This is a genomic window from Photorhabdus aballayi (assembly GCF_026153155.1).
Classification (GTDB): Bacteria; Pseudomonadota; Gammaproteobacteria; order Enterobacterales; family Enterobacteriaceae; genus Photorhabdus; species Photorhabdus luminescens.
On the sequence record NZ_JAPFCD010000019.1, the window covers coordinates 61,280 to 79,537 of the forward strand.

General features: G+C 43.8%; 17 protein-coding genes. 5 read left to right on the forward strand and 12 right to left on the reverse strand.

The window, feature by feature from the left end; translation table 11 throughout:
• Positions 1–11: 11 nt before the first annotated feature.
• The 7 genes from OO184_RS12085 to OO184_RS12115 all read right to left on the reverse strand — a co-directional run bounded on the left by OO184_RS12085 (position 12) and on the right by OO184_RS12115 (position 7,089).
• Entirely contained in the window at positions 12–1,040 is a 1,029-nt protein-coding gene (locus tag OO184_RS12085) for an FAD:protein FMN transferase (RefSeq protein WP_265379394.1), read from the reverse strand.
• A 203-nt stretch (positions 1,041–1,243) separates the two neighbouring features.
• Positions 1,244–2,470, reverse strand: a complete 1,227-nt coding sequence (nqrF, locus tag OO184_RS12090; protein ID WP_265379395.1) for an NADH:ubiquinone reductase (Na(+)-transporting) subunit F — start codon at positions 2,468–2,470, stop codon at positions 1,244–1,246.
• A gap of 15 nt (positions 2,471–2,485) precedes the next feature.
• Complete coding sequence (nqrE, locus tag OO184_RS12095; protein ID WP_265379396.1) at positions 2,486–3,082, reverse strand: NADH:ubiquinone reductase (Na(+)-transporting) subunit E; 597 nt, start codon at positions 3,080–3,082, stop codon at positions 2,486–2,488.
• Positions 3,083–3,090: 8 nt separating this feature from the next.
• Positions 3,091–3,720 (reverse strand): NADH:ubiquinone reductase (Na(+)-transporting) subunit D, encoded by a 630-nt coding sequence (locus OO184_RS12100; protein ID WP_049583138.1) that lies wholly within the window; start codon positions 3,718–3,720, stop codon positions 3,091–3,093.
• The gene (locus tag OO184_RS12105; RefSeq protein WP_265379397.1) at positions 3,713–4,510 is read right to left on the reverse strand and encodes a Na(+)-translocating NADH-quinone reductase subunit C; all 798 of its coding nucleotides are present in this window, start codon (positions 4,508–4,510) and stop codon (positions 3,713–3,715) included. Before OO184_RS12105 ends, OO184_RS12100 begins: the two co-directional genes overlap by 8 nt.
• Positions 4,503–5,741, reverse strand: coding sequence for an NADH:ubiquinone reductase (Na(+)-transporting) subunit B (locus OO184_RS12110; RefSeq protein WP_265379398.1), 1,239 nt, complete (start codon positions 5,739–5,741; stop codon positions 4,503–4,505). Before OO184_RS12110 ends, OO184_RS12105 begins: the two co-directional genes overlap by 8 nt.
• A 4-nt stretch (positions 5,742–5,745) precedes the next feature.
• Positions 5,746–7,089: a Na(+)-translocating NADH-quinone reductase subunit A gene (locus tag OO184_RS12115; RefSeq protein ID WP_265379399.1), complete on the reverse strand. Its 1,344-nt coding sequence runs from the start codon at positions 7,087–7,089 to the stop codon at positions 5,746–5,748.
• A 417-nt stretch (positions 7,090–7,506) separates the two neighbouring features.
• Here OO184_RS12115 and OO184_RS12120 point away from each other — a divergent pair, with 417 nt between their 5' ends.
• On the forward strand, positions 7,507–8,241 hold the full coding sequence (locus tag OO184_RS12120; RefSeq protein WP_265379400.1) for a L,D-transpeptidase family protein: 735 nt from the start codon (positions 7,507–7,509) through the stop codon (positions 8,239–8,241).
• On the opposite strand, the gene OO184_RS12125 is transcribed toward OO184_RS12120, so the two are convergent.
• Both OO184_RS12125 and lpcA read right to left on the reverse strand, forming a co-directional pair.
• On the reverse strand, positions 8,212–8,979 hold the full coding sequence (locus tag OO184_RS12125) for a class II glutamine amidotransferase (protein ID WP_265379401.1): 768 nt from the start codon (positions 8,977–8,979) through the stop codon (positions 8,212–8,214). The genes OO184_RS12120 and OO184_RS12125 overlap by 30 nt on opposite strands.
• 24 nt (positions 8,980–9,003) lie before the next feature.
• Entirely contained in the window at positions 9,004–9,585 is a 582-nt protein-coding gene (lpcA, locus tag OO184_RS12130) for a D-sedoheptulose 7-phosphate isomerase (protein ID WP_049583143.1), read from the reverse strand.
• Positions 9,586–9,844: 259 nt separating this feature from the next.
• On the opposite strand from lpcA, the gene fadE reads away from it, so the two are divergent.
• A complete protein-coding gene (gene fadE, locus OO184_RS12135; protein ID WP_265379402.1) occupies positions 9,845–12,280 on the forward strand; it encodes an acyl-CoA dehydrogenase FadE in 2,436 nt (811 codons plus the stop codon).
• Positions 12,281–12,348: 68 nt separating this feature from the next.
• On the opposite strand, the gene lysA is transcribed toward fadE, so the two are convergent.
• The gene (lysA, locus tag OO184_RS12140) at positions 12,349–13,635 is read right to left on the reverse strand and encodes a diaminopimelate decarboxylase (RefSeq protein ID WP_265379403.1); all 1,287 of its coding nucleotides are present in this window, start codon (positions 13,633–13,635) and stop codon (positions 12,349–12,351) included.
• Between the two features lie 124 nt (positions 13,636–13,759).
• Between lysA and OO184_RS12145 the strand changes: the two genes are divergently transcribed.
• Entirely contained in the window at positions 13,760–14,695 is a 936-nt protein-coding gene (locus tag OO184_RS12145; protein ID WP_265379404.1) for a LysR family transcriptional regulator, read from the forward strand.
• On the opposite strand, the gene OO184_RS12150 is transcribed toward OO184_RS12145, so the two are convergent.
• Positions 14,678–15,592 (reverse strand): LysR family transcriptional regulator, encoded by a 915-nt coding sequence (locus tag OO184_RS12150; protein ID WP_265379405.1) that lies wholly within the window; start codon positions 15,590–15,592, stop codon positions 14,678–14,680. The two genes, OO184_RS12145 and OO184_RS12150, sit on opposite strands and share 18 nt — an antisense overlap.
• A gap of 106 nt (positions 15,593–15,698) precedes the next feature.
• On the opposite strand from OO184_RS12150, the gene OO184_RS12155 reads away from it, so the two are divergent.
• Positions 15,699–16,583 (forward strand): MBL fold metallo-hydrolase, encoded by an 885-nt coding sequence (locus OO184_RS12155; RefSeq protein WP_265379406.1) that lies wholly within the window; start codon positions 15,699–15,701, stop codon positions 16,581–16,583.
• A gap of 63 nt (positions 16,584–16,646) precedes the next feature.
• A complete protein-coding gene (locus tag OO184_RS12160; RefSeq protein ID WP_265379407.1) occupies positions 16,647–17,288 on the forward strand; it encodes a DsbA family protein in 642 nt (213 codons plus the stop codon).
• A 34-nt stretch (positions 17,289–17,322) separates the two neighbouring features.
• Here the strand turns inward: OO184_RS12160 and OO184_RS12165 are convergent, their stop codons facing one another.
• A complete protein-coding gene (locus tag OO184_RS12165) occupies positions 17,323–17,997 on the reverse strand; it encodes a prepilin peptidase (RefSeq protein WP_265379408.1) in 675 nt (224 codons plus the stop codon).
• Positions 17,998–18,258 lie beyond the last annotated feature (261 nt).

Genomic DNA, 18,258 nt, shown 5'->3' on the forward strand with positions numbered 1-18,258 from the left:
CCTTCCCCTTCTCATTGATTTTTCTGTAGGTATGGCTCAAAGGCTTTACTATAACGCTCTTCAAAACCATTTTTCGTTTTTATAATCATAAAAACCGGGATACTCAGATTTTCTGCCACTTCCATCCCTTTTTCCGGCCCTAAAACATTCAGTCCGGTAGACAGACCATCAGCACTCATACAAGCTGGGGCAATCACCGTAATAGAAACTAAATTATGAGAAATAGGGTTCCCCGTTTTTGGATCAATTGTATGTGAATAACGCACACCATTTTGTTCAAAGTAATTACGGTAGTCACCAGAAGTCGCTATCGACATATCCCCAGGCATTATCACTTCCTGAGCATTTTGTGCCATGCCAGTGTCAGATGGCTTTTCAATCGCAATCCGCCACGGCAGATCTTTACCATTATTACCTGATGTACGGACTTCACCGCCAATATCAACCATATAATCGTTGATATTCTGCGATTCCAGATATTCAGCAACAACATCTACGCCATAACCTTTCGCGATAGACGATAAATCGATATACAGCTCTGGAACGGTTTTAATCAGGTTATTACCTTCTATCACCAGTTTATCAATCCCAGTCCATTCACGGCGTTTTTCCAGTTCACTTGCAGAAGGGGCTTTCGTCACGTGCCCCTCAGGACCAAATCCCCATAAATTAACCAATGGGCCAACCGTCACATCCAACGCGCCATCCGTCAATTTATTAATGTAGATCGCTTCTTTAACTACTTTGGCTGTCGCAGGCGATACAGGGAATGGCCGATCAATTTGGCGACTTTGATTAAAACGACTCAATTCAGAATCAGGGCGATATGTTGACATCTGATCGTTAATCTCCTCCAGCAAACGATCAATCTCTTTTTGCAGAACCTCTGGCGAAGGAGCCGACGAACCTGTGACAAATTTAATGGAATAGTAAGTTCCCATTGTTTGCCCATGAATATTTTTCTGCTCCAGACCATCGCATGCCGCCAGCAGTAATACTGCAAATATTATCGCTATCCAGCTACTTATCTTTTTACGCACGGTTAGTTACTCTTTCCGAATTGTTAGCGCCCACAAAGTTGTGGGCGCCAGTCATTAAAATCAAACTATACCCATTATCTTTCAAACTGCCCTTTGTTGGCGGCGCTCACTCACCCCGGTCACATAGTTATCTATGCTCCCAGGGATTCGCTCCCTTGCCGTCGCGATGCGTCTTGAAATCCATAGGGTATATTTATGGCCTATCAGCCACCGAAATCATCCAGCATGATGTTTTCATCCTCGACACCAAGATCTTTCAACATCTTGATCACTGCGGCATTCATGACCGGAGGCCCACACATGTAGAACTCGCAATCTTCAGGAGCCGGATGATCCTTCAAGTAATTCTCATATAGAACATTATGGATAAAGCCGGTGTAACCATCCCAGTTGTCTTCAGGCAATGCATCAGATAGGGCTACATTCCAGGTAAAGTTTTCATTTTCAGCCGCTAGCTGATCAAAATCCTCGGTATAGAACATTTCACGTTTAGAGCGGGCGCCATACCAGAAGCTAATCTTACGTTTGGAATTCAATCGCTTAAGCTGGTCAAAGATATGAGAGCGCATTGGCGCCATCCCTGCGCCACCACCAATGAAGATCATCTCCGCAGCAGTATCTTTCGCGAAAAATTCACCGAACGGGCCAGAAATAGTCACTTTATCACCGGGTTTCAGTGACCAAATATAAGAAGACATAATTCCCGGAGGCGCTTCCGAATTTCTTGGCGGCGGCGTCGCAATACGCACGTTAAGCATGATAATACCGTGCTCTTCTGGGTAGTTTGCCATTGAGTAAGCACGAACTGTTGGCTCTTTCACCTCAGAAACAAAACGGAATAAATTAAATTTATCCCAGTCCTCACGGTATTCCTCCGGCACATCATAATCCGCGTAACGAGCAGTATGTGGTTCAGCTTCAATCTGAATATAGCCACCGGCACGGAAAGGCACAACTTCCCCATCAGGGATTTTCAATTTCAGCTCTTTAATGAAAGTTGCTTTGTTATCGTTAGAGATAACTTCACATTCCCATTTCTTAACACCGAAGATCTCTTCCGGTAACTTAATTTTCAGGTCCTCTCTTACATTGACCTGACAAGCCAGACGACAACCCTCTTTCGCTTCACGCTTACTAATGTGAGAAAGTTCTGTTGGCAGAATGTCGCCACCGCCATCTTTAATCTTTACGCGACACTGACCACAAGAGCCACCACCACCACAAGCAGAAGAGACAAAAATACCCTGGCTTGACAACATATTTAGTAATTTATCACCAGCAGGAGCAGTAAAGCTCTTTTCCGGATCACCATTAACTTCAACCCTAATATCCCCAGTGTTAACTAACTTTGATTTCGCGAACAAAATCAGCGCCGTCAGTACCAACACAATTAGGGTAAACATCACTACGCCTAAAATTATTATATCCATGAACGCTTCTCGCCTTTATAACTGCACACCAGAGAAGGACATAAAACCCAATGCCATCAAACCCGTAGTGACAAAGGTGATCCCCAATCCTTTCAGACCTGCCGGAACATCAGCATATTTCATTTTTTCACGAATAGAAGCCAGCAGAACAATTGCCAACATCCAACCTACACCTGAGCCAAAACCATATACGATGGATTCAGAAAAGTTATAGTCACGTTGCGCCATGAAAGAGACGCCACCAAAAATCGCACAGTTAACGGTAATCAGCGGTAAAAAAATGCCGAGCGCGTTATAGAGTGAAGGGAAATAACGATCAAGGATCATTTCGAGAATCTGCACTAATGCAGCAATCACGCCAATAAACGTAATAAAGTTTAAGAAGCTAAGATCAACCCCTTCAACCAGTGCGCCGTCACGCAATACCAAGTTATACACCAGGTTATTAGCAGGAACGGAAATCCCTAAAACCACCGTGACGGCAATACCCAGACCAAACGCTGTTGTGACATTTTTCGACACAGCCAAAAAAGTGCACATACCGAGGAAGAAAGCCAACGCCATATTCTCAATAAAGACAGCGCGGACAAACAGGCTTATAAAATGTTCCATGTTGTCAGTTACTCCTTATCAACCTGCGCCGGTTTCAACGTCCTCAGACCCCAAATCAGCATACCAATAATGAAAAACGCGCTAGGTGCTAACAAGAACAAACCATTAGGCTGATACCAACCACCATTTTGTACCGATTCCATCACGGTAATTCCGAACAGTTTGCCGGAACCAAACAGCTCACGCAGGAAACCAACCATTACCAGAATAACGCCGTAACCCAGACCATTACCGATACCATCCATAAAGCTCTCAATAGGCGGAGACTTCATCGCATAAGCTTCTGCACGTCCCATCACGATACAGTTAGTAATGATAAGGCCAACAAATACAGACAACTGCTTGGAAATTTCATAAGCATAAGCCTGCAAAATCTGATCTACCACGATAACCAGTGATGCAATAATAGCCATCTGGACAATGATTCGCACACTGCCAGGGATGTAATGACGGATCAACGAGATAAAAAAGCTGGAAAAGGCAGTAACCAATGTTACCGCTATCGTCATTACCAATGCCGTTTCCAGCTTGGTTGTTACCGCCAACGCTGAACAGATCCCCAGAACCTGCAATGCAATCGGGTTGTTATCCAAGAGTGGCCCAAGAAGGACTCGTTTTATTTCTTTACTATCAGCCATCTTTCAACGCTCCTTCGCGTACTTTTTTCAGGAACGGACCAAAACCGTTATCCCCTAACCAGAAATTAAACATGTTCTGGACACCGGTAGAGGTGAGAGTCGCACCAGACAAGCCATCAACACCATAAACGTCATCGGCAGCAGCGCCGCCACGAACAATTTTGATCGCCGGATTGCCTTCATCGTTATACAGTTTTTTACCTATCCACTTTTTACGCCATTGTGGGTTATCCACTTCTCCCCCCAACCCCGGCGTTTCACCATGCGAATAATAAGTGATACCGCGGGCCGTTTTGCCGTCTACGTCAACGGAGATAAAAGCATACATGACAGACCACAGGCCAGAACCATAAACAGGCAAAACGATTTCGCGCGTTTTACCCTGCTCATTCTTCACCAGATAGATTTCGGCCATATTGGCGCGACGGCGAATTTTCGCCAAATCCTTTTCAGGCGGTAATGCAATACTCGTATCATCACTGCGCAACGCATCGTTCAGGTTAAACTTGCCCTGACTACTTTCAAGCGTTGCAGTATCCAGATTCAACAACTCGGTTTTAATACGGCTTTTGAACGTTTCTTTAACTTCATCAGCACTCATCTGGGGATTGAGTAGTCCAGCAACATCGAGGATATTACGCTGTTTATCCATCAATTTTTGTTCCTGTTGCTGAGATTTCAGCCCTACCGCAGAACCTGCTACAACAATTGAACAAACGAGACATAGCACAAAAACAACGATAAATGTTCTGCCGACGCTGTCATTATTTTTGGGTTTATCATTAGCCACGGGCTTTTCTCCGCTTAATATTGGCTTGCACTACCAGATAGTCAAACAATGGCGCAAACAGGTTTGCGAACAGAATCGCCAACATCATACCTTCTGGATATGCCGGGTTAACCACCCTGATCAGAACACACATCACACCAATCAGAATGCCGTACCACCATTTACCTTTATTAGTAAATGAAGCGGATACCGGATCGGTCGCCATAAAGATCATACCAAAAGCGAAACCACCCAGAACCATATGCCAATACCACGGCATAGCAAACAATGGGTTAGTCGCTGAACCGATAGCATTGAATAGGTAGGAAGTTGCAACCATACCCAACATCACCCCGGCGACAATGCGCCATGAAGCAATCCGGGTAAACAGAATGATTGCACCGCCGATGAAAATCATCAGCGTAGAGACTTCACCGATAGAGCCAGGAATATTACCAATGAAAGCATCCATCCAGGTAACAGGCTGACCGGTAACGGTATTCACTAATCCTTGGCTGCCACCAGCCGCCCATTGAGATAACGGGGTCGCGCCAGAAAAGCCATCAGCCGCAGTCCATACCAAGTCACCTGAAATTTGCGCCGGATAAGCAAAGAACAGAAAAGCGCGGCCAGCCAGCGCCGGGTTCAAGAAGTTACGACCTGTACCACCGAAAACCTCTTTCGCAATTACAACACCGAATGTAATACCTAGCGCCGCCTGCCACAGAGGAATAGTGGGTGGAACAATCAACGCAAACAAAATAGAAGTAACGAAAAACCCTTCATTAATTTCATGTTTACGGATAATGGCAAACAATACTTCCCAGAAGCCGCCAACCACAAATACCACGATGTAAATAGGTAAAAAGTAAGTTGCGCCAAGCAACATTTCGCTACACCAGCTAGCGCCTGGCGTCAGTGATGCGCCGAAAAACTGAGCAACACGATAGTGCCAGTCAGATGCCAGAATTTGCTGTAATTCTGCGCCACTGTATAAATGGTACAACGCAGGGATCGCCTGCTGACCAACGTTATACATTCCCCAGAACATTGCCGGAAATACCGCCAGCCATACCATGATCATCATCCGCTTTAGATCGATAGCATCACGGACATGGGCACGGCCGGAAGTTACTGTACCTGGTGTATAGAAAACCGTCGTTACCGCTTCATACAACGGATAATATTTTTCTAATTTGCCCCCGGGCTCAAAGTAGTGCTCAATTTTTTCAAAATAGTTTTTCAGGCCCATGAAATCATCCTTCCTGCTCAATCTTAGTCAGCACTTCGCGCAGTACCGGACCATATTCATATTTGCCAGGACAGACATAGGTACAAAGCGCCAAGTCTTCCTCATCTAACTCCAGACAACCTAGTGCCTGAGCGCTATCGGTATCACCCGCTAGCAAATCCCGCAGCAAATGCGTTGCCATGATATCCAAAGGCATAACACGCTCATAGTTGCCGATTGGCACCATAGAACGTTCACCGCCATTCATTGTGGTTGAAAAATCAAAACGCTTATTTTTCAGGAAATGACCAATGGTGGTACGGGTAATAGAAAATTTATCGGTACCCGGCATGATCCAACCAAATAGCTCTTTTTCGCGGCCTTCACGCAAAACAGAAACTAAAGTGTGGAAACGACCAAGATAATGGTGAACTTCATCCGACTGAGTACCGCACAATACGGAACCCGAAATAATACGGTTTTCCCCCTCTTTTAGCTGACCCCGAGTTAACTCAAGTAGATCAGCCCCCAAACAAGCACGTATAAGACGTGGTTTTTCAACCTGCGGGCCTGCCAGTGCAATGACACGATCGGTATAAAGTGTGCCAGTAGTGAATAATTTACCGATAGCAATCACATCCTGATATCCCAAGTGCCATACCGTTTTCGTCGCACTGACAGGTTCAATGAAGTGAATGTGAGTTCCAGCTAATCCCGCAGGGTGCGGACCAAAAAATTGATTATAAGTGATTCGCGCATTATTACCGACATTCGGCAAGCTTCCTGCACTATGGCAAACATGGACTTTACCTTCGGTCAGTTTAGTCAGCACATTCAGGCCATCAACAAAAGCCTCTTCCTCGGCAGCAATAATAACCTGTGGATTTGCAGCCAAAGGCTGAGTATCCATAGCGGTCACAAAAATTGCTTTTGGCGAGGAACCGGGAGCAGGGCTTCGGCTATAAGGACGAGTACGCAATGCAGTCCATAACCCGGAATCAATCAGATTCTTTTCCACTTGTTCTCGGGATAACTGAGAAAGTTGGGAACGATCATAACGGGCAAAATCAACCTGTTCGTCTCCCGTTATCTCAATCACGATTGACTGCAAAATACGTTGTTCACCACGATTAATCGCCACAACCTGCCCACAGGCCGGACTGGTGAAAACAACACCTGGATTCTTTTTATCTTCAAAAAGAATCTGGCCCTTCTTAACATGCTCACCTTCTTTAACCAACATAGAAGGACGCATTCCAACATACTCTTCACCCAACAGTGCTACATGGCGAATCGTCGGACCGTCTTCTATTACTTGAGCAGGCGCTCCTGCAATCGGGAGGTCGAGTCCTTTTTTAATTTTAATCATAAGATTTGCACAAGTTTATCAATTAAATCATATGCTACAGATTACCTGGTGGTAACATAGCCACTCTATAAAAAACCCCTTAAGTCACGAATCGTGCTCAGGTTATAATTCTCCGATAATTGTTACGATTTTCTTTAATCTCCGGGCGGTAATTTTAACATCTCCCTTCTTAGGCTGTCTGACTAATCAAGTGATTTAGTTCAAGCAAACAGGAATAATTTTGACGCTGAACGATTAATAGATCGCAAAAAACGAATAATTATATCACCTTTACCGACAACTGATTGTATTTTAACCTAACAATCACTTTGTAGTGATAAAGTTACCGTCATCATTTTCTATTCACAAAGTCGATGACTCATGGCAATCTTAAGCTAAATTTTTAGTCAGCCCGTTACAGCGCTATACGGTAGTCACATGAAAAAAACCGCAGCTCTTCCTGCAATAATATTGTGGATATTTAGTTCATTCATTCCTGTCTATGCTCAGGATACTTTAGTTCAATTGAAGCAAAATTCCCCTGTACAAACCGGCTCTCCTGTCTTTATCCAAATATTCAAAGAAGAGCGGATACTGGAGCTTTATACTAAAAATAGTCATGGAAGCTACCAACTGTCTAAAAGCTACCCCATCTGTAATTACTCAGGCGGCCTTGGTCCCAAAACCACAGAAGGCGATCTGAAAAGCCCAGAAGGATTTTATCGTGTAAAAACCCATCAACTCAATCCAAATAGTCGGTATTACCGATCTATTAATCTGGGATTTCCAAATGAATACGATAAATTCAGAGGCTATTCCGGCAACTATTTAATGATCCACGGAGAGTGTAAATCTGTCGGTTGCTACGCTATGACTAATGGTTACATGGATGAGATCTACTATTATGTAGAAAATGCATTATTGCGCGGGCAATACGAAATTAATATCAGTATTTATCCATTCAGAATGACACCACAGAATATGTTACGCCACCGTTCATCCTCCCATTATATGTTTTGGCTACAATTACAACCGGCCTATGACTATTTTGCAAAAAATCATCGGCCGGCAACTATCAACGTCATTAACGGTCAATATGTAGTTAATGCTACACCTAACAAATCGCCACTTTTGCAGCATCAATCACAATACGCGTTCACCAAGATGAAATAGCGCATAGCAACCCGGCTCAATACGATGCCAAGCTTCATTGCCAGTTAACGGTTGGGTCACAATAACAGAAACAACATCATCCGGTTGTGTATGCTGTTGAAAATCAATTTCAACATCCTGATCCAGAAGTTTTGCTTTTCCAAACGGTGCCCGACGGGTAATCCAATAGAGGTTGGTTGAGCAATATGCCATCACAAAACGCCCATCTGACAGCAACATATTGAATACGCCTTTTTTGCTGAGTTCGTCTGCCAGTGAGGCGATAAAACGAAAAACCTGAGGCCAGTTGGAAGGGGTTCTTGGATATTTTTGTGCAAGTTGATGCAAAATCCAGCAAAAAGCATGTTCACTATCCGTTTGCCCAACGGGACGATACTGACCAGTTTCAAGCTGCCGATAGCCCCGAAGCTGCCCATTATGGGCATAAGTCCAGTTACGTCCCCACATTTCGCGGATGAAAGGATGAGTATTTTCCAACGCAACATTACCGCGGTTAGCTTGCCGGATATGAGAAACCACTACTCTGGATTTAATTGGATACTCTTGTACGAAGCGAGCAACGGGCGAATTGTAACTTGGTTGATGATCTTTAAATGTGCGACAGCCCCGCCCCTCATAAAATGTGATCCCCCAACCATCCTTATGGGGCCCGGTATGACCACCCCGTTGAATCAGACCACCTAAACTAAAGCAGATATCTGTTGGCACATTTGCACTCATGCCAAGTAACTCACACATTGCTCACCTCTGTAGCCTATAAAATCAGGCTTTAACCATCTCTTTTTCGATAAGTTGAATCAGGATATGAATAACTTTGATATGAATTTCCTGAATACGATCTGCATAACCAAAATGCGGGACACGGATTTCCACATCAGCGGTTCCTGCCATTTTACCGCCATCCTTGCCTGTCAGTGTAATGACTTTCATACCTTTTAAGCGGGCAGCTTCAACTGCTTTGATAATATTACCGGAGTTACCGGAAGTAGAGAGACCTAACAATACATCTCCCTCTTTCCCAACGGCTTCCACATAACGAGAAAAAACAAATTCATACCCGAAATCATTACTGACACAGGAAAGGTGACTGACATCAGAAATCGCAATCGCTGGATAGCCAGGGCGATTTTCGCGGTAACGGCCTGTCAATTCTTCTGCAAAATGCATCGCATCACAATGCGAACCCCCATTACCGCAGGACAGTACCTTGCCACCTGCTTTAAATGAATCAGCCAGTAATACTGCTGCTTTTTGAATTGCTTCAATATTTGCATCGTCGCTTAAAAACTTTGCCAGCGTATCCGCGGCTTCGTTCAATTCACTACGGATCAGGTCTTGATACATAGGCTCCTCACTTCGGTCAGGTAATCTTTAATGTTGTGCCGGATGGCAGTTTACCGGATCAAGAGAATTGAAAGAAGACAACATCACGTTTCTGGAGAATTAATCCGCTGCCGATCACCTTGAGTTTGTGAGCTACATTGTAATTAAGATGTAAAGATATTGCTAAAAACAATTTCCTGGTCTAAAAAGAGAAGAACATCACAACAGGTCCGACCTCTGATGACTTACCTGACCCTGAGATTAACCAGGAGCTTTTATTATGACCACATTGAGTATTATTCTATTCTTAGTATTGATTGGGATACTTTGCTATCACAAAGTCAATCTCAGTCTCAGCAGCCTACTGCTCCTTGTCTATACCGTCTTGATGGGCGCTATTGATGCATGGAGTTACTGGATGTTGTTACCAATGGCCATTATTCTGTTCCCACTGAATTTTGCGCCAATGCGCCACTCCTTACTTACTGTTCCGGCCTTAAAAGCCTTCCGTAAGGTGATGCCAAGTCTATCTCGCACGGAAAAAGAAGCTCTTGACGCAGGTACTACCTGGTGGGAAGGCGAACTGTTCCGCGGTAAACCCGACTGGAAAAAATTGCATGACTATCCAAAGCCTCAGTTAACCGCTGAAGAACAAGCATTTCTGGATGGTCCGGTAGAAGAAGCTTGCCGTATGACCAATGACTTCCAGATAAGCCATGAACTTGCTGATTTACCACCTGAGTTATGGCGTTACCTGAAAGAGCACCGTTTCTTTGCCATGATCATTAAAAAAGAGTATGGCGGCCTGGAATTCTCAGCCTATGCACAGGCACGAGTGCTGCAAAAATTGGCGGGGACATCCGGCATTCTGGCAATTACCGTAGGTGTACCTAACTCTCTCGGCCCTGGTGAATTGTTACAGCATTATGGCACCGAAGAACAGAAGAACCGCTATCTACCCGGGCTTGCCCGTGGCGAAGAGATCCCATGTTTCGCATTGACCAGCCCGGAAGCTGGCTCTGATGCCGGATCAATCCCTGATACAGGCGTAGTCTGCATGGGAGAATGGCAAGGTGAGCAAATTCTGGGTATGCGCCTGACCTGGAACAAACGCTATATCACACTTGCACCTATCGCAACCGTACTCGGTCTGGCTTTCAAACTGTCTGACCCTGACCGTTTATTGGGCGACAAAGAAGAATTGGGTATTACCTGTGCATTGATTCCAACCAATGTACCGGGAGTAGAAATTGGTCACCGTCATTTCCCACTGAACGTTCCGTTCCAGAATGGGCCAACTCGCGGTAAAGATATCTTTGTCCCCATTGACTATATCATTGGCGGGCCCAAAATGGCCGGACAAGGTTGGCGTATGCTGGTTGAGTGTCTGTCTGTCGGCCGTGGTATCACTCTGCCGTCAAATGCAACCGGCGGTTTGAAAAGTGTTGCAATGGCGATTGGCGCATACTCTTATATCCGTCGCCAATTCAAAATGCCAATCGGTAAAATGGAAGGGATTGAAGAACCACTGGCACGCATTGCCGGTAACGCCTATTTGATGGATGCCGCTGCAACGCTTGCAACAACCGGTATTATGCTAGGTGAAAAACCCTCTGTGTTATCCGCTATTGTGAAATATCACTGTACTCACCGGGGCCAACGCTCAATTATTGACGCAATGGATATTGCCGGTGGTAAAGGTATTTGCCTTGGTCCATCCAACTTCCTTGCTCGCGCTTATCAAGGCGCGCCTATCGCCATTACCGTTGAAGGCGCCAATATTCTGACCCGTAACATGATTATCTACGGTCAGGGAGCTATCCGCTGCCATCCTTATGTACTTGATGAAATGGCTGCGGCGGAAAATAACCGTATTAAAGACTTTGATAAGGCACTGTTTAGTCACCTTGGTCACGTTGCCAGTAACATGTTACGCAGCTTCTGGCTCGGCTTAACCAATGGCCGCACCAGCAGCACGCCGGTCAGTGATGCAACACGCCGTTACTATCAGCAATTAAACCGCCAGAGTGCCAACCTTGCGCTATTATCAGATGTAGCAATGGGTGTATTAGGCGGTAGCCTGAAACGCCGTGAACGTGTCTCTGCCCGTCTTGGCGATGTTCTGAGTCAAACTTATCTGGCTTCCGCGACTTTGAAACGCTATGAAGATGAAGGTCGTCAAAAAGAAGATTTACCGCTAGTTCAGTGGGCCGTTCAAGATAGCTTATATCAGGCAGAACAGGCGATAGATAATTTACTGAGTAACTTCCCGAATCGTCTGGTTGCTGGTCTGATGCGTGTTATCGTCTTCCCTCTAGGACGTGTACATTCAGCGCCATCTGACCGTCTGGATCACAAACTGGCCCAGATTTTACAACAACCTTCGGCTACCCGCGATCGCATTGGCCGAGGTCAATATCTGACACCAAGCGAACACAATCCTCACGGATTATTGGAAGAAGCGCTGCACGACATTATTGCCGCAGAACCGATTCATGCCCGTTTGAGTCGCGAAGCAGGTAAACGCCTTGGCTTTACTCGCCTGGATAAACTGGCAGAACGCGCACTCGCAGAACGTAAGATCACGCCAGACGAGGCCGCAATTCTAAAACGTGCTGAAGCAAGCCGTCTACGTTCTATTAATGTCGATGAGTTTGAACCAGAAGCACTGGCTGTTCCTGCTCACATTGAAAAGCGGAGAACAGAAGCCGCTTAAAATTAATGAATTAAAGAGAGTTCTAAATTAATCACGGGGCGATATCTTAACAAATATCGCCCCGTATTTTATGACGTAGACATAGAAGCAAAAGATACTTCTTCCAATGCTAACAACTCTTCAATTGTTTGACGGCGGCGTATTAATCGAGGCTCGCCATTAACAAACAGCACCTCAGAGATCAGCGGACGACTATTGTAATTGGAGGACATCGACGCACCATAGGCACCAGTGTCATGAAAAACTAAATAGTCGCCAACTTGCACAGGAGGCAACGCTCTTGGCGCTACCCCCCCGCCCTCAACCTGCGTAAAAATATCACCGGATTCACATAACGGCCCCGCAACTAATGTTTCCCGCAATGGCAATCGCTCAATCTCACGTCCATCAGCAGGCAAAACTGAGATATGGTGATAACTGCCATACATTACTGGACGCATTAAGTCATTGAACCCCGCATCCACTAGAACATAATTACGGTTCCCCATCTGCTTAACCGCCCGAACTTCTGTCATCAGAACGCCAGATTCTGCTACCAAAAAACGCCCCGGTTCAATTTCTAGCTCAATTTTATGACCTAAATGCTGCTCAATTCTTTTACGAGCATCATCCCACAACCCAAAATAATGAGCGATATTGATTCGCTCATCTCCCTGATGATAAGGAGTCGATAAACCCCCGCCGGCTGAAATTGCCTGAATATCTTCGCCACAAAGAATAACCTGTTCAACCATCGCATTGCACACACTGGCAAGGTGATGATAATCGACACCAGAACCGATATGCATATGTAAACCAAGCAATTTCAATCCATAGTAGCGGATTTTCTCAATTGCCTGTGGAACATCCTGATACCAAATACCATGTTTACTGTTTTCCCCTCCCGTATTCGTCTTCTGGCTATGACCATGACCAAACCCAGGATTAATCCGCAACCATACCGGATGCCCTTGTTTACATTGACCAATCTGTTCCAACATATCGATAGAACCCGCATTAACCGGAATATCCAATTCGGTTACTCTTTGCAACGTCGGCCCATCGATTAAATCAGCAGTGAAAACAATGTCTGCTATTTCTTGCCCTGGACAAAATCCAGCCCGTAAAGCACGCTCAATTTCTCCTAGTGAAACAGCATCAACTTTCACACCATATTCACGCATCAAGCGCAAAATATGAGTATTAGAACAAGCCTTCTGAGCAAACCTAATTACATCAAATTGATATAATGATTTGATTTTTTGAATAATTGTTTCACTATCGTAAACCCATAATGGAGTACCATATGTCTCTGGTAGGAGACTCAAATTCTCTGGTATCAAATTAGGACAATTATTGCGGGTAAAAGCGCTCATCAGGGTTCCTCTCACAAAGTCGACAAATAACCTATTATTGGCAGGAAAAAGCAGGAATAAAAATATCCATTTCGTTATAGTCTATTCATCTGTGATATAGAATTATCATTTGAAGGAACAATTTATGTCTTCTTGTTCATGGCGCCATATTGAAATCTTCCATGCGGTAATGACGACAAAAAACCTGACAGAAGCGGCTATTTTATTACAAACATCACAACCAACAGTCAGTCGTGAATTAGCACGATTCGAGCATCTAATAAAATTCAAATTGTTTGACCGAGTAAAAGGTCGCCTGCATCCAACAGCACAAGGATTGCGCCTTTTTGAAGAAGTCCAGCGCTCTTATTATGGACTCGAAAGAATAATGAATGCGGCTGACAATATACGTAAATTTCAACATGCTCAGCTTTCCATCGCCTGCCTGCCGGTATTTTCTCAATCACTATTACCGAAAGTTTGCCGCCACTTCACCCGTCAATACCCCGATACTAACTTAACAATCATCCCTCAGGAATCACCGCTACTGGAAGAGTGGCTCTCCGCTCAACGCCATGATCTAGGTCTAACAGAACATTTGCAGACACCACCCGGTACGCAGAGAGAAACACTGATCACGCTAAATGAAATTTGCGTATTGCCCGCCGCTCATCCCCTCAGTCATAAACCGTTATTGACTCCCGAAGATTTCAGCGAACAAAATTTTATTAGCCTTTCGATAACGGATAGCTATCGTCAACTCATTGATGGGGTATTTGCAGAACACCGTATTCGCCGCCGCATGATTATGGAAACTCACAGTGCTGCATCAGTATGTGCAATGGTGCGCGAAGGCATTGGTGTTTCTATTGTCAACCCACTGACCGTACTCGATTATCTAGACAGCCACGGCAAATCTGAAATATGCGCTCGCCCATTCAGTCTCAACATTCCTTTTACTGTCAGCCTGATAAAGCCCATTCACCGCCCTTCTTCTGCCCCAGTGGATACTTTTATTGAACACTTAAAAGCACAAATTGCCCTGTTTCCTCAAAAACTAAAGTCAGCTTTTCAGCATTAGCGCTTGCCAGTAAGGAGAAGCAGCAAACCATTGCACCAGGAAATCCAGTAATGCCCTCAGCGTTGCTGGCATATTTTGACGGCTGGCATAAATACCATAAATTCCCATAGCCTGAGGTCGATATTCTGGCAACAACTGAATCAATTTTCCTGACGCCAAATGCGAAGCAACAGAATAATAGGGTTGCATGGCGATTCCCGCACCTTGCAATGTTGCTTCCATTAATACCATCGATTCATTGGCACTCAAAGTACCGCTAACAGGAACAGAATATTTTTCCCCTCGACGTTCGAATAACCAAAGGCTTTTGCCAAAAAAGTTATAAGTCATACAGTTATGCAGGGCTAAATCAGCAGGCTTTTGAGGGAGCATTTTTCCCATCAGGTAGGAAGGGGCAGCGCAAACCACAGAATGACATGTCGATAACGGTCTGGCGATCAAATTCGGCTCTAAGTTATTCGTGATACGCAATGCTAAATCTATCCGCTCCTCGACCAAATTTATTGCCTTATTGCTCATTTGCATATCAATGGCTATCTGAGGATAAAGCTGCATAAATTCAGGAATCGCCACAGACAATGCGCTCACCGCCAGAGATTGAGAACTGCTTATTCGCAGAAGACCACTCAGCTCCTGCGCTTCTACTGGTTGATGAACCGGAATCTCTTCCGCCAATTGCAATAACTTACGACTGCGCTGATAGGCGATCTCTCCTGCCGATGTCAGGCTGATCTTTCTCGTTGTACGATGTAACAGACGCACTCCCGCCCATTTCTCCATTTCAGCCAGATAACGAGATACCATTGCCCGAGACATATCTAACCGTTCCGATGCGGCAATCATGCTGCCTTGTTCTACAATTATAGTGAACACTTGCGCAGCAGTGACTCTATCCATCAATTAGCTCGATTTATGCAACAAATAATTGCCAATTATGCGGTTTTTTCATCGAAAAACGCAACTTATTATGAACCTTGCTATACACAACATCAGGAATTCAATCATGACTCGCAAAACAACATTAAATATTGCGCTGGCAGGTATCCTTTCCTTGGGTACTATTTCTCTGGCACAAGCCACTAACCTAAAACTGGATGTTTTCAATCCAGGTGAAAGAAGCGTATTTCCCGTCTCTTCTGAGCTCATCATCGGTGATAGAGAAGTTGTACTGATCGATGCTCAGTTCCAAAAAAATGATGCTGAAGCACTGGCCAGAAGAATTAAGTATACCGGCAGAAAACTGACAACTATCTATATCAGTCAGTCTGATCCTGATTTCTATTTTGGCCTTGATACACTGACCAAAGCGTTCCCTAACGCAAAAGTCATTGCATCACCAGAAACCATTAAAGAAATCAAAAAGACCAAAGATGGCAAACTGGCTTATTGGGGAGGTGTTCTGAAAGAACAGGCCCCAAAAAAAGTTATCGTGCCGCAACCACTGGAATGTAACACTTTTACAGTTGACGGTGAAAAGCTGATCGTCGAAGGTCTTGATGGCCCTGCGGCTGACCGCACTTTCGTTTGGATACCTAAACTAAAAGCGGTAGTTGGCGGCGTCACTGTTTCAAGCAACATTCATGTCTGGATGGCAGATACACAATCTAAAGAATCCCGTAAAAATTGGATGCAGACATTAGATCGTATAAAAGATCTGAAACCGACAACTGTGGTTCCGGGACATTTCATTGGTAACACCCCAATGACGTTGGAATCCGTTCATTTCACGCAAGAATACCTGACTATTTTTGAGAAAGAGCTGGCAAAAGCGAAAGATTCAAAAGCGCTAATAGCCGCAATGGAAAAGCACTATCCAAAACTTGGAGATAAATCCAGTCTTGAATTAAGTGCTAAGGTGCTGAAAGGCGAAATGAAGTGGCCCCAGTAAATAAATTAACTCTTTTTTAGGAATGAGTATTTTTAGGAACAAGTATTTTTAGGAATAAGTAATATGCCCGGAATGACTCTGCATTATATCTATGATCCACTATGTGGCTGGTGTTATGGCGTTTCCTCTCTGATACAAGCAGCAAAAGAGGTCGCAAATGTAAAAATTGAATTGCATGGCGGCGGAATGCTGACAGGTGATAACAGACGCCAAATAGACAGCACATGGCGTGATTATGTTCTTAGTCAGGATAAACGGATCGCAAGCCTTACCGGGCAAACTTTCAGTGAGCAGTATGTCGCACTGTTAAATGATAAATCACTGATTATGGATTCATTGCCACCAATATCAGCCATTATTGCAGCAGAAAAATTGGCTGGTAAAGGTGTCGACATGTTACTGGCAGTACAAAAAGCGCATTATGTTCGTGGATTAAAAATCAGCAAAACTGAAACATTATTGAACTTAGCAAATGAATTGCAGCTTGATTCAGTACTCTTTCAGCAAGAGCTTACACTGAATAATGAATCAGAAAGTCTCCAACACATTAGGAAAAGCCGTGAACTATTGGCAGCAGTTGGCGGCTCAGGCTTCCCTACGTTTATTTTAGAAAATAACAGAAATGAGCTATCTATTATTTCTCTTGATAAATACCTGGGACAACCCAAACGTTGGCAAGATGCGTTGATTCACGATCAGTTTTAATACCACAATTTTAACTACTGGCGCCCATACATTTTCAGCTATCGGGCGCCATCCACGACAACCCATCCACTCCCAATAAATGCATATAGATCATGATGGCCGCAGAAATGGCTATATATGGGCCAAAAGCAACAGACTCTTGGTAATTTTTTCGTATTCTCCACATGCAAAAATACCCAATAAGACCAAACAGTGAAGATAAAAACATTAATAAAGGAATGGCGCCAATCCCCAACCAAGCACTAACCGCCGCCATTAACTTAAAATCACCATAGCCTAGTCCTTCTTTATGACAAATTATTCTGAATAACCAATAGAGCGACCATAAAATTAAATACCCCGCAATCGCACCTGTCACAGCTTGTTCGATAGGCACAAAAGTTTGATTCAAATTCAGTAATAACCCTAACCATAAAAATAGATAATTTATTATATCTGGCAATAATTTAATTTTTATATCAATAAAAGACAATATAATTAGCATCCAAACAAATATCAAAGCAACATACAAATTAAAATTCCATGGAAAATAAATCATAAAGAAAGCCGTTGTAAACAACGTCACTAACTCAACCTGAAAATAACTAAAAACTATTTTCTCATATCCATAAATAATTTTAATAAATACAAACATCACTTTATTTAAAGTTATTCCGGACACTATTCCAACCAAAATAGCTAAAACAATCACCTCAGCATTAAAATCCATTTAATAAAACACCTCCAAATTAATTATATAATGAATATTTTAATTAAGTAATAAAACAAATGTTCATTATGTTTTTTGGCATAAAAAGATAATAATAAACACCTCTACTTTAAAACAACAAAATAAATATAAAACAGTCAAATTAAATATAAATCTGCGAGCAGACTCGCAACATTTATTCAGAGATAACAATCTGCATCGAGATAGCTTGATAATTGGATTAAGCCTCCCTTATCATACCCTCCATTATTTATTGCTTTA

Bases quoted from the DNA above. Each gene is read 5' to 3' on its own strand.
- OO184_RS12150 (WP_265379405.1), bottom strand. From the start codon at position 15,592: ATGGATAGAGTCACTGCTGCGCAAGTGTTCACTATAATTGTAGAACAA.
- lpcA (WP_049583143.1), bottom strand. From the start codon at position 9,585: ATGTATCAAGACCTGATCCGTAGTGAATTGAACGAAGCCGCGGATACG.
- lysA (WP_265379403.1), bottom strand. From the start codon at position 13,635: ATGAGCGCTTTTACCCGCAATAATTGTCCTAATTTGATACCAGAGAAT.
- OO184_RS12100 (WP_049583138.1), bottom strand. From the start codon at position 3,720: ATGGCTGATAGTAAAGAAATAAAACGAGTCCTTCTTGGGCCACTCTTG.
- fadE (WP_265379402.1), top strand. From the start codon at position 9,845: ATGACCACATTGAGTATTATTCTATTCTTAGTATTGATTGGGATACTT.
- OO184_RS12160 (WP_265379407.1), top strand. From the start codon at position 16,647: ATGCCCGGAATGACTCTGCATTATATCTATGATCCACTATGTGGCTGG.
- OO184_RS12145 (WP_265379404.1), top strand. From the start codon at position 13,760: ATGTCTTCTTGTTCATGGCGCCATATTGAAATCTTCCATGCGGTAATG.
- OO184_RS12120 (WP_265379400.1), top strand. From the start codon at position 7,507: ATGAAAAAAACCGCAGCTCTTCCTGCAATAATATTGTGGATATTTAGT.
- OO184_RS12115 (WP_265379399.1), bottom strand. From the start codon at position 7,089: ATGATTAAAATTAAAAAAGGACTCGACCTCCCGATTGCAGGAGCGCCT.
- nqrE (WP_265379396.1), bottom strand. From the start codon at position 3,082: ATGGAACATTTTATAAGCCTGTTTGTCCGCGCTGTCTTTATTGAGAAT.
- OO184_RS12155 (WP_265379406.1), top strand. From the start codon at position 15,699: ATGACTCGCAAAACAACATTAAATATTGCGCTGGCAGGTATCCTTTCC.
- nqrF (WP_265379395.1), bottom strand. From the start codon at position 2,470: ATGGATATAATAATTTTAGGCGTAGTGATGTTTACCCTAATTGTGTTG.
- OO184_RS12110 (WP_265379398.1), bottom strand. From the start codon at position 5,741: ATGGGCCTGAAAAACTATTTTGAAAAAATTGAGCACTACTTTGAGCCC.
- OO184_RS12125 (WP_265379401.1), bottom strand. From the start codon at position 8,979: ATGTGTGAGTTACTTGGCATGAGTGCAAATGTGCCAACAGATATCTGC.
- OO184_RS12165 (WP_265379408.1), bottom strand. From the start codon at position 17,997: ATGGATTTTAATGCTGAGGTGATTGTTTTAGCTATTTTGGTTGGAATA.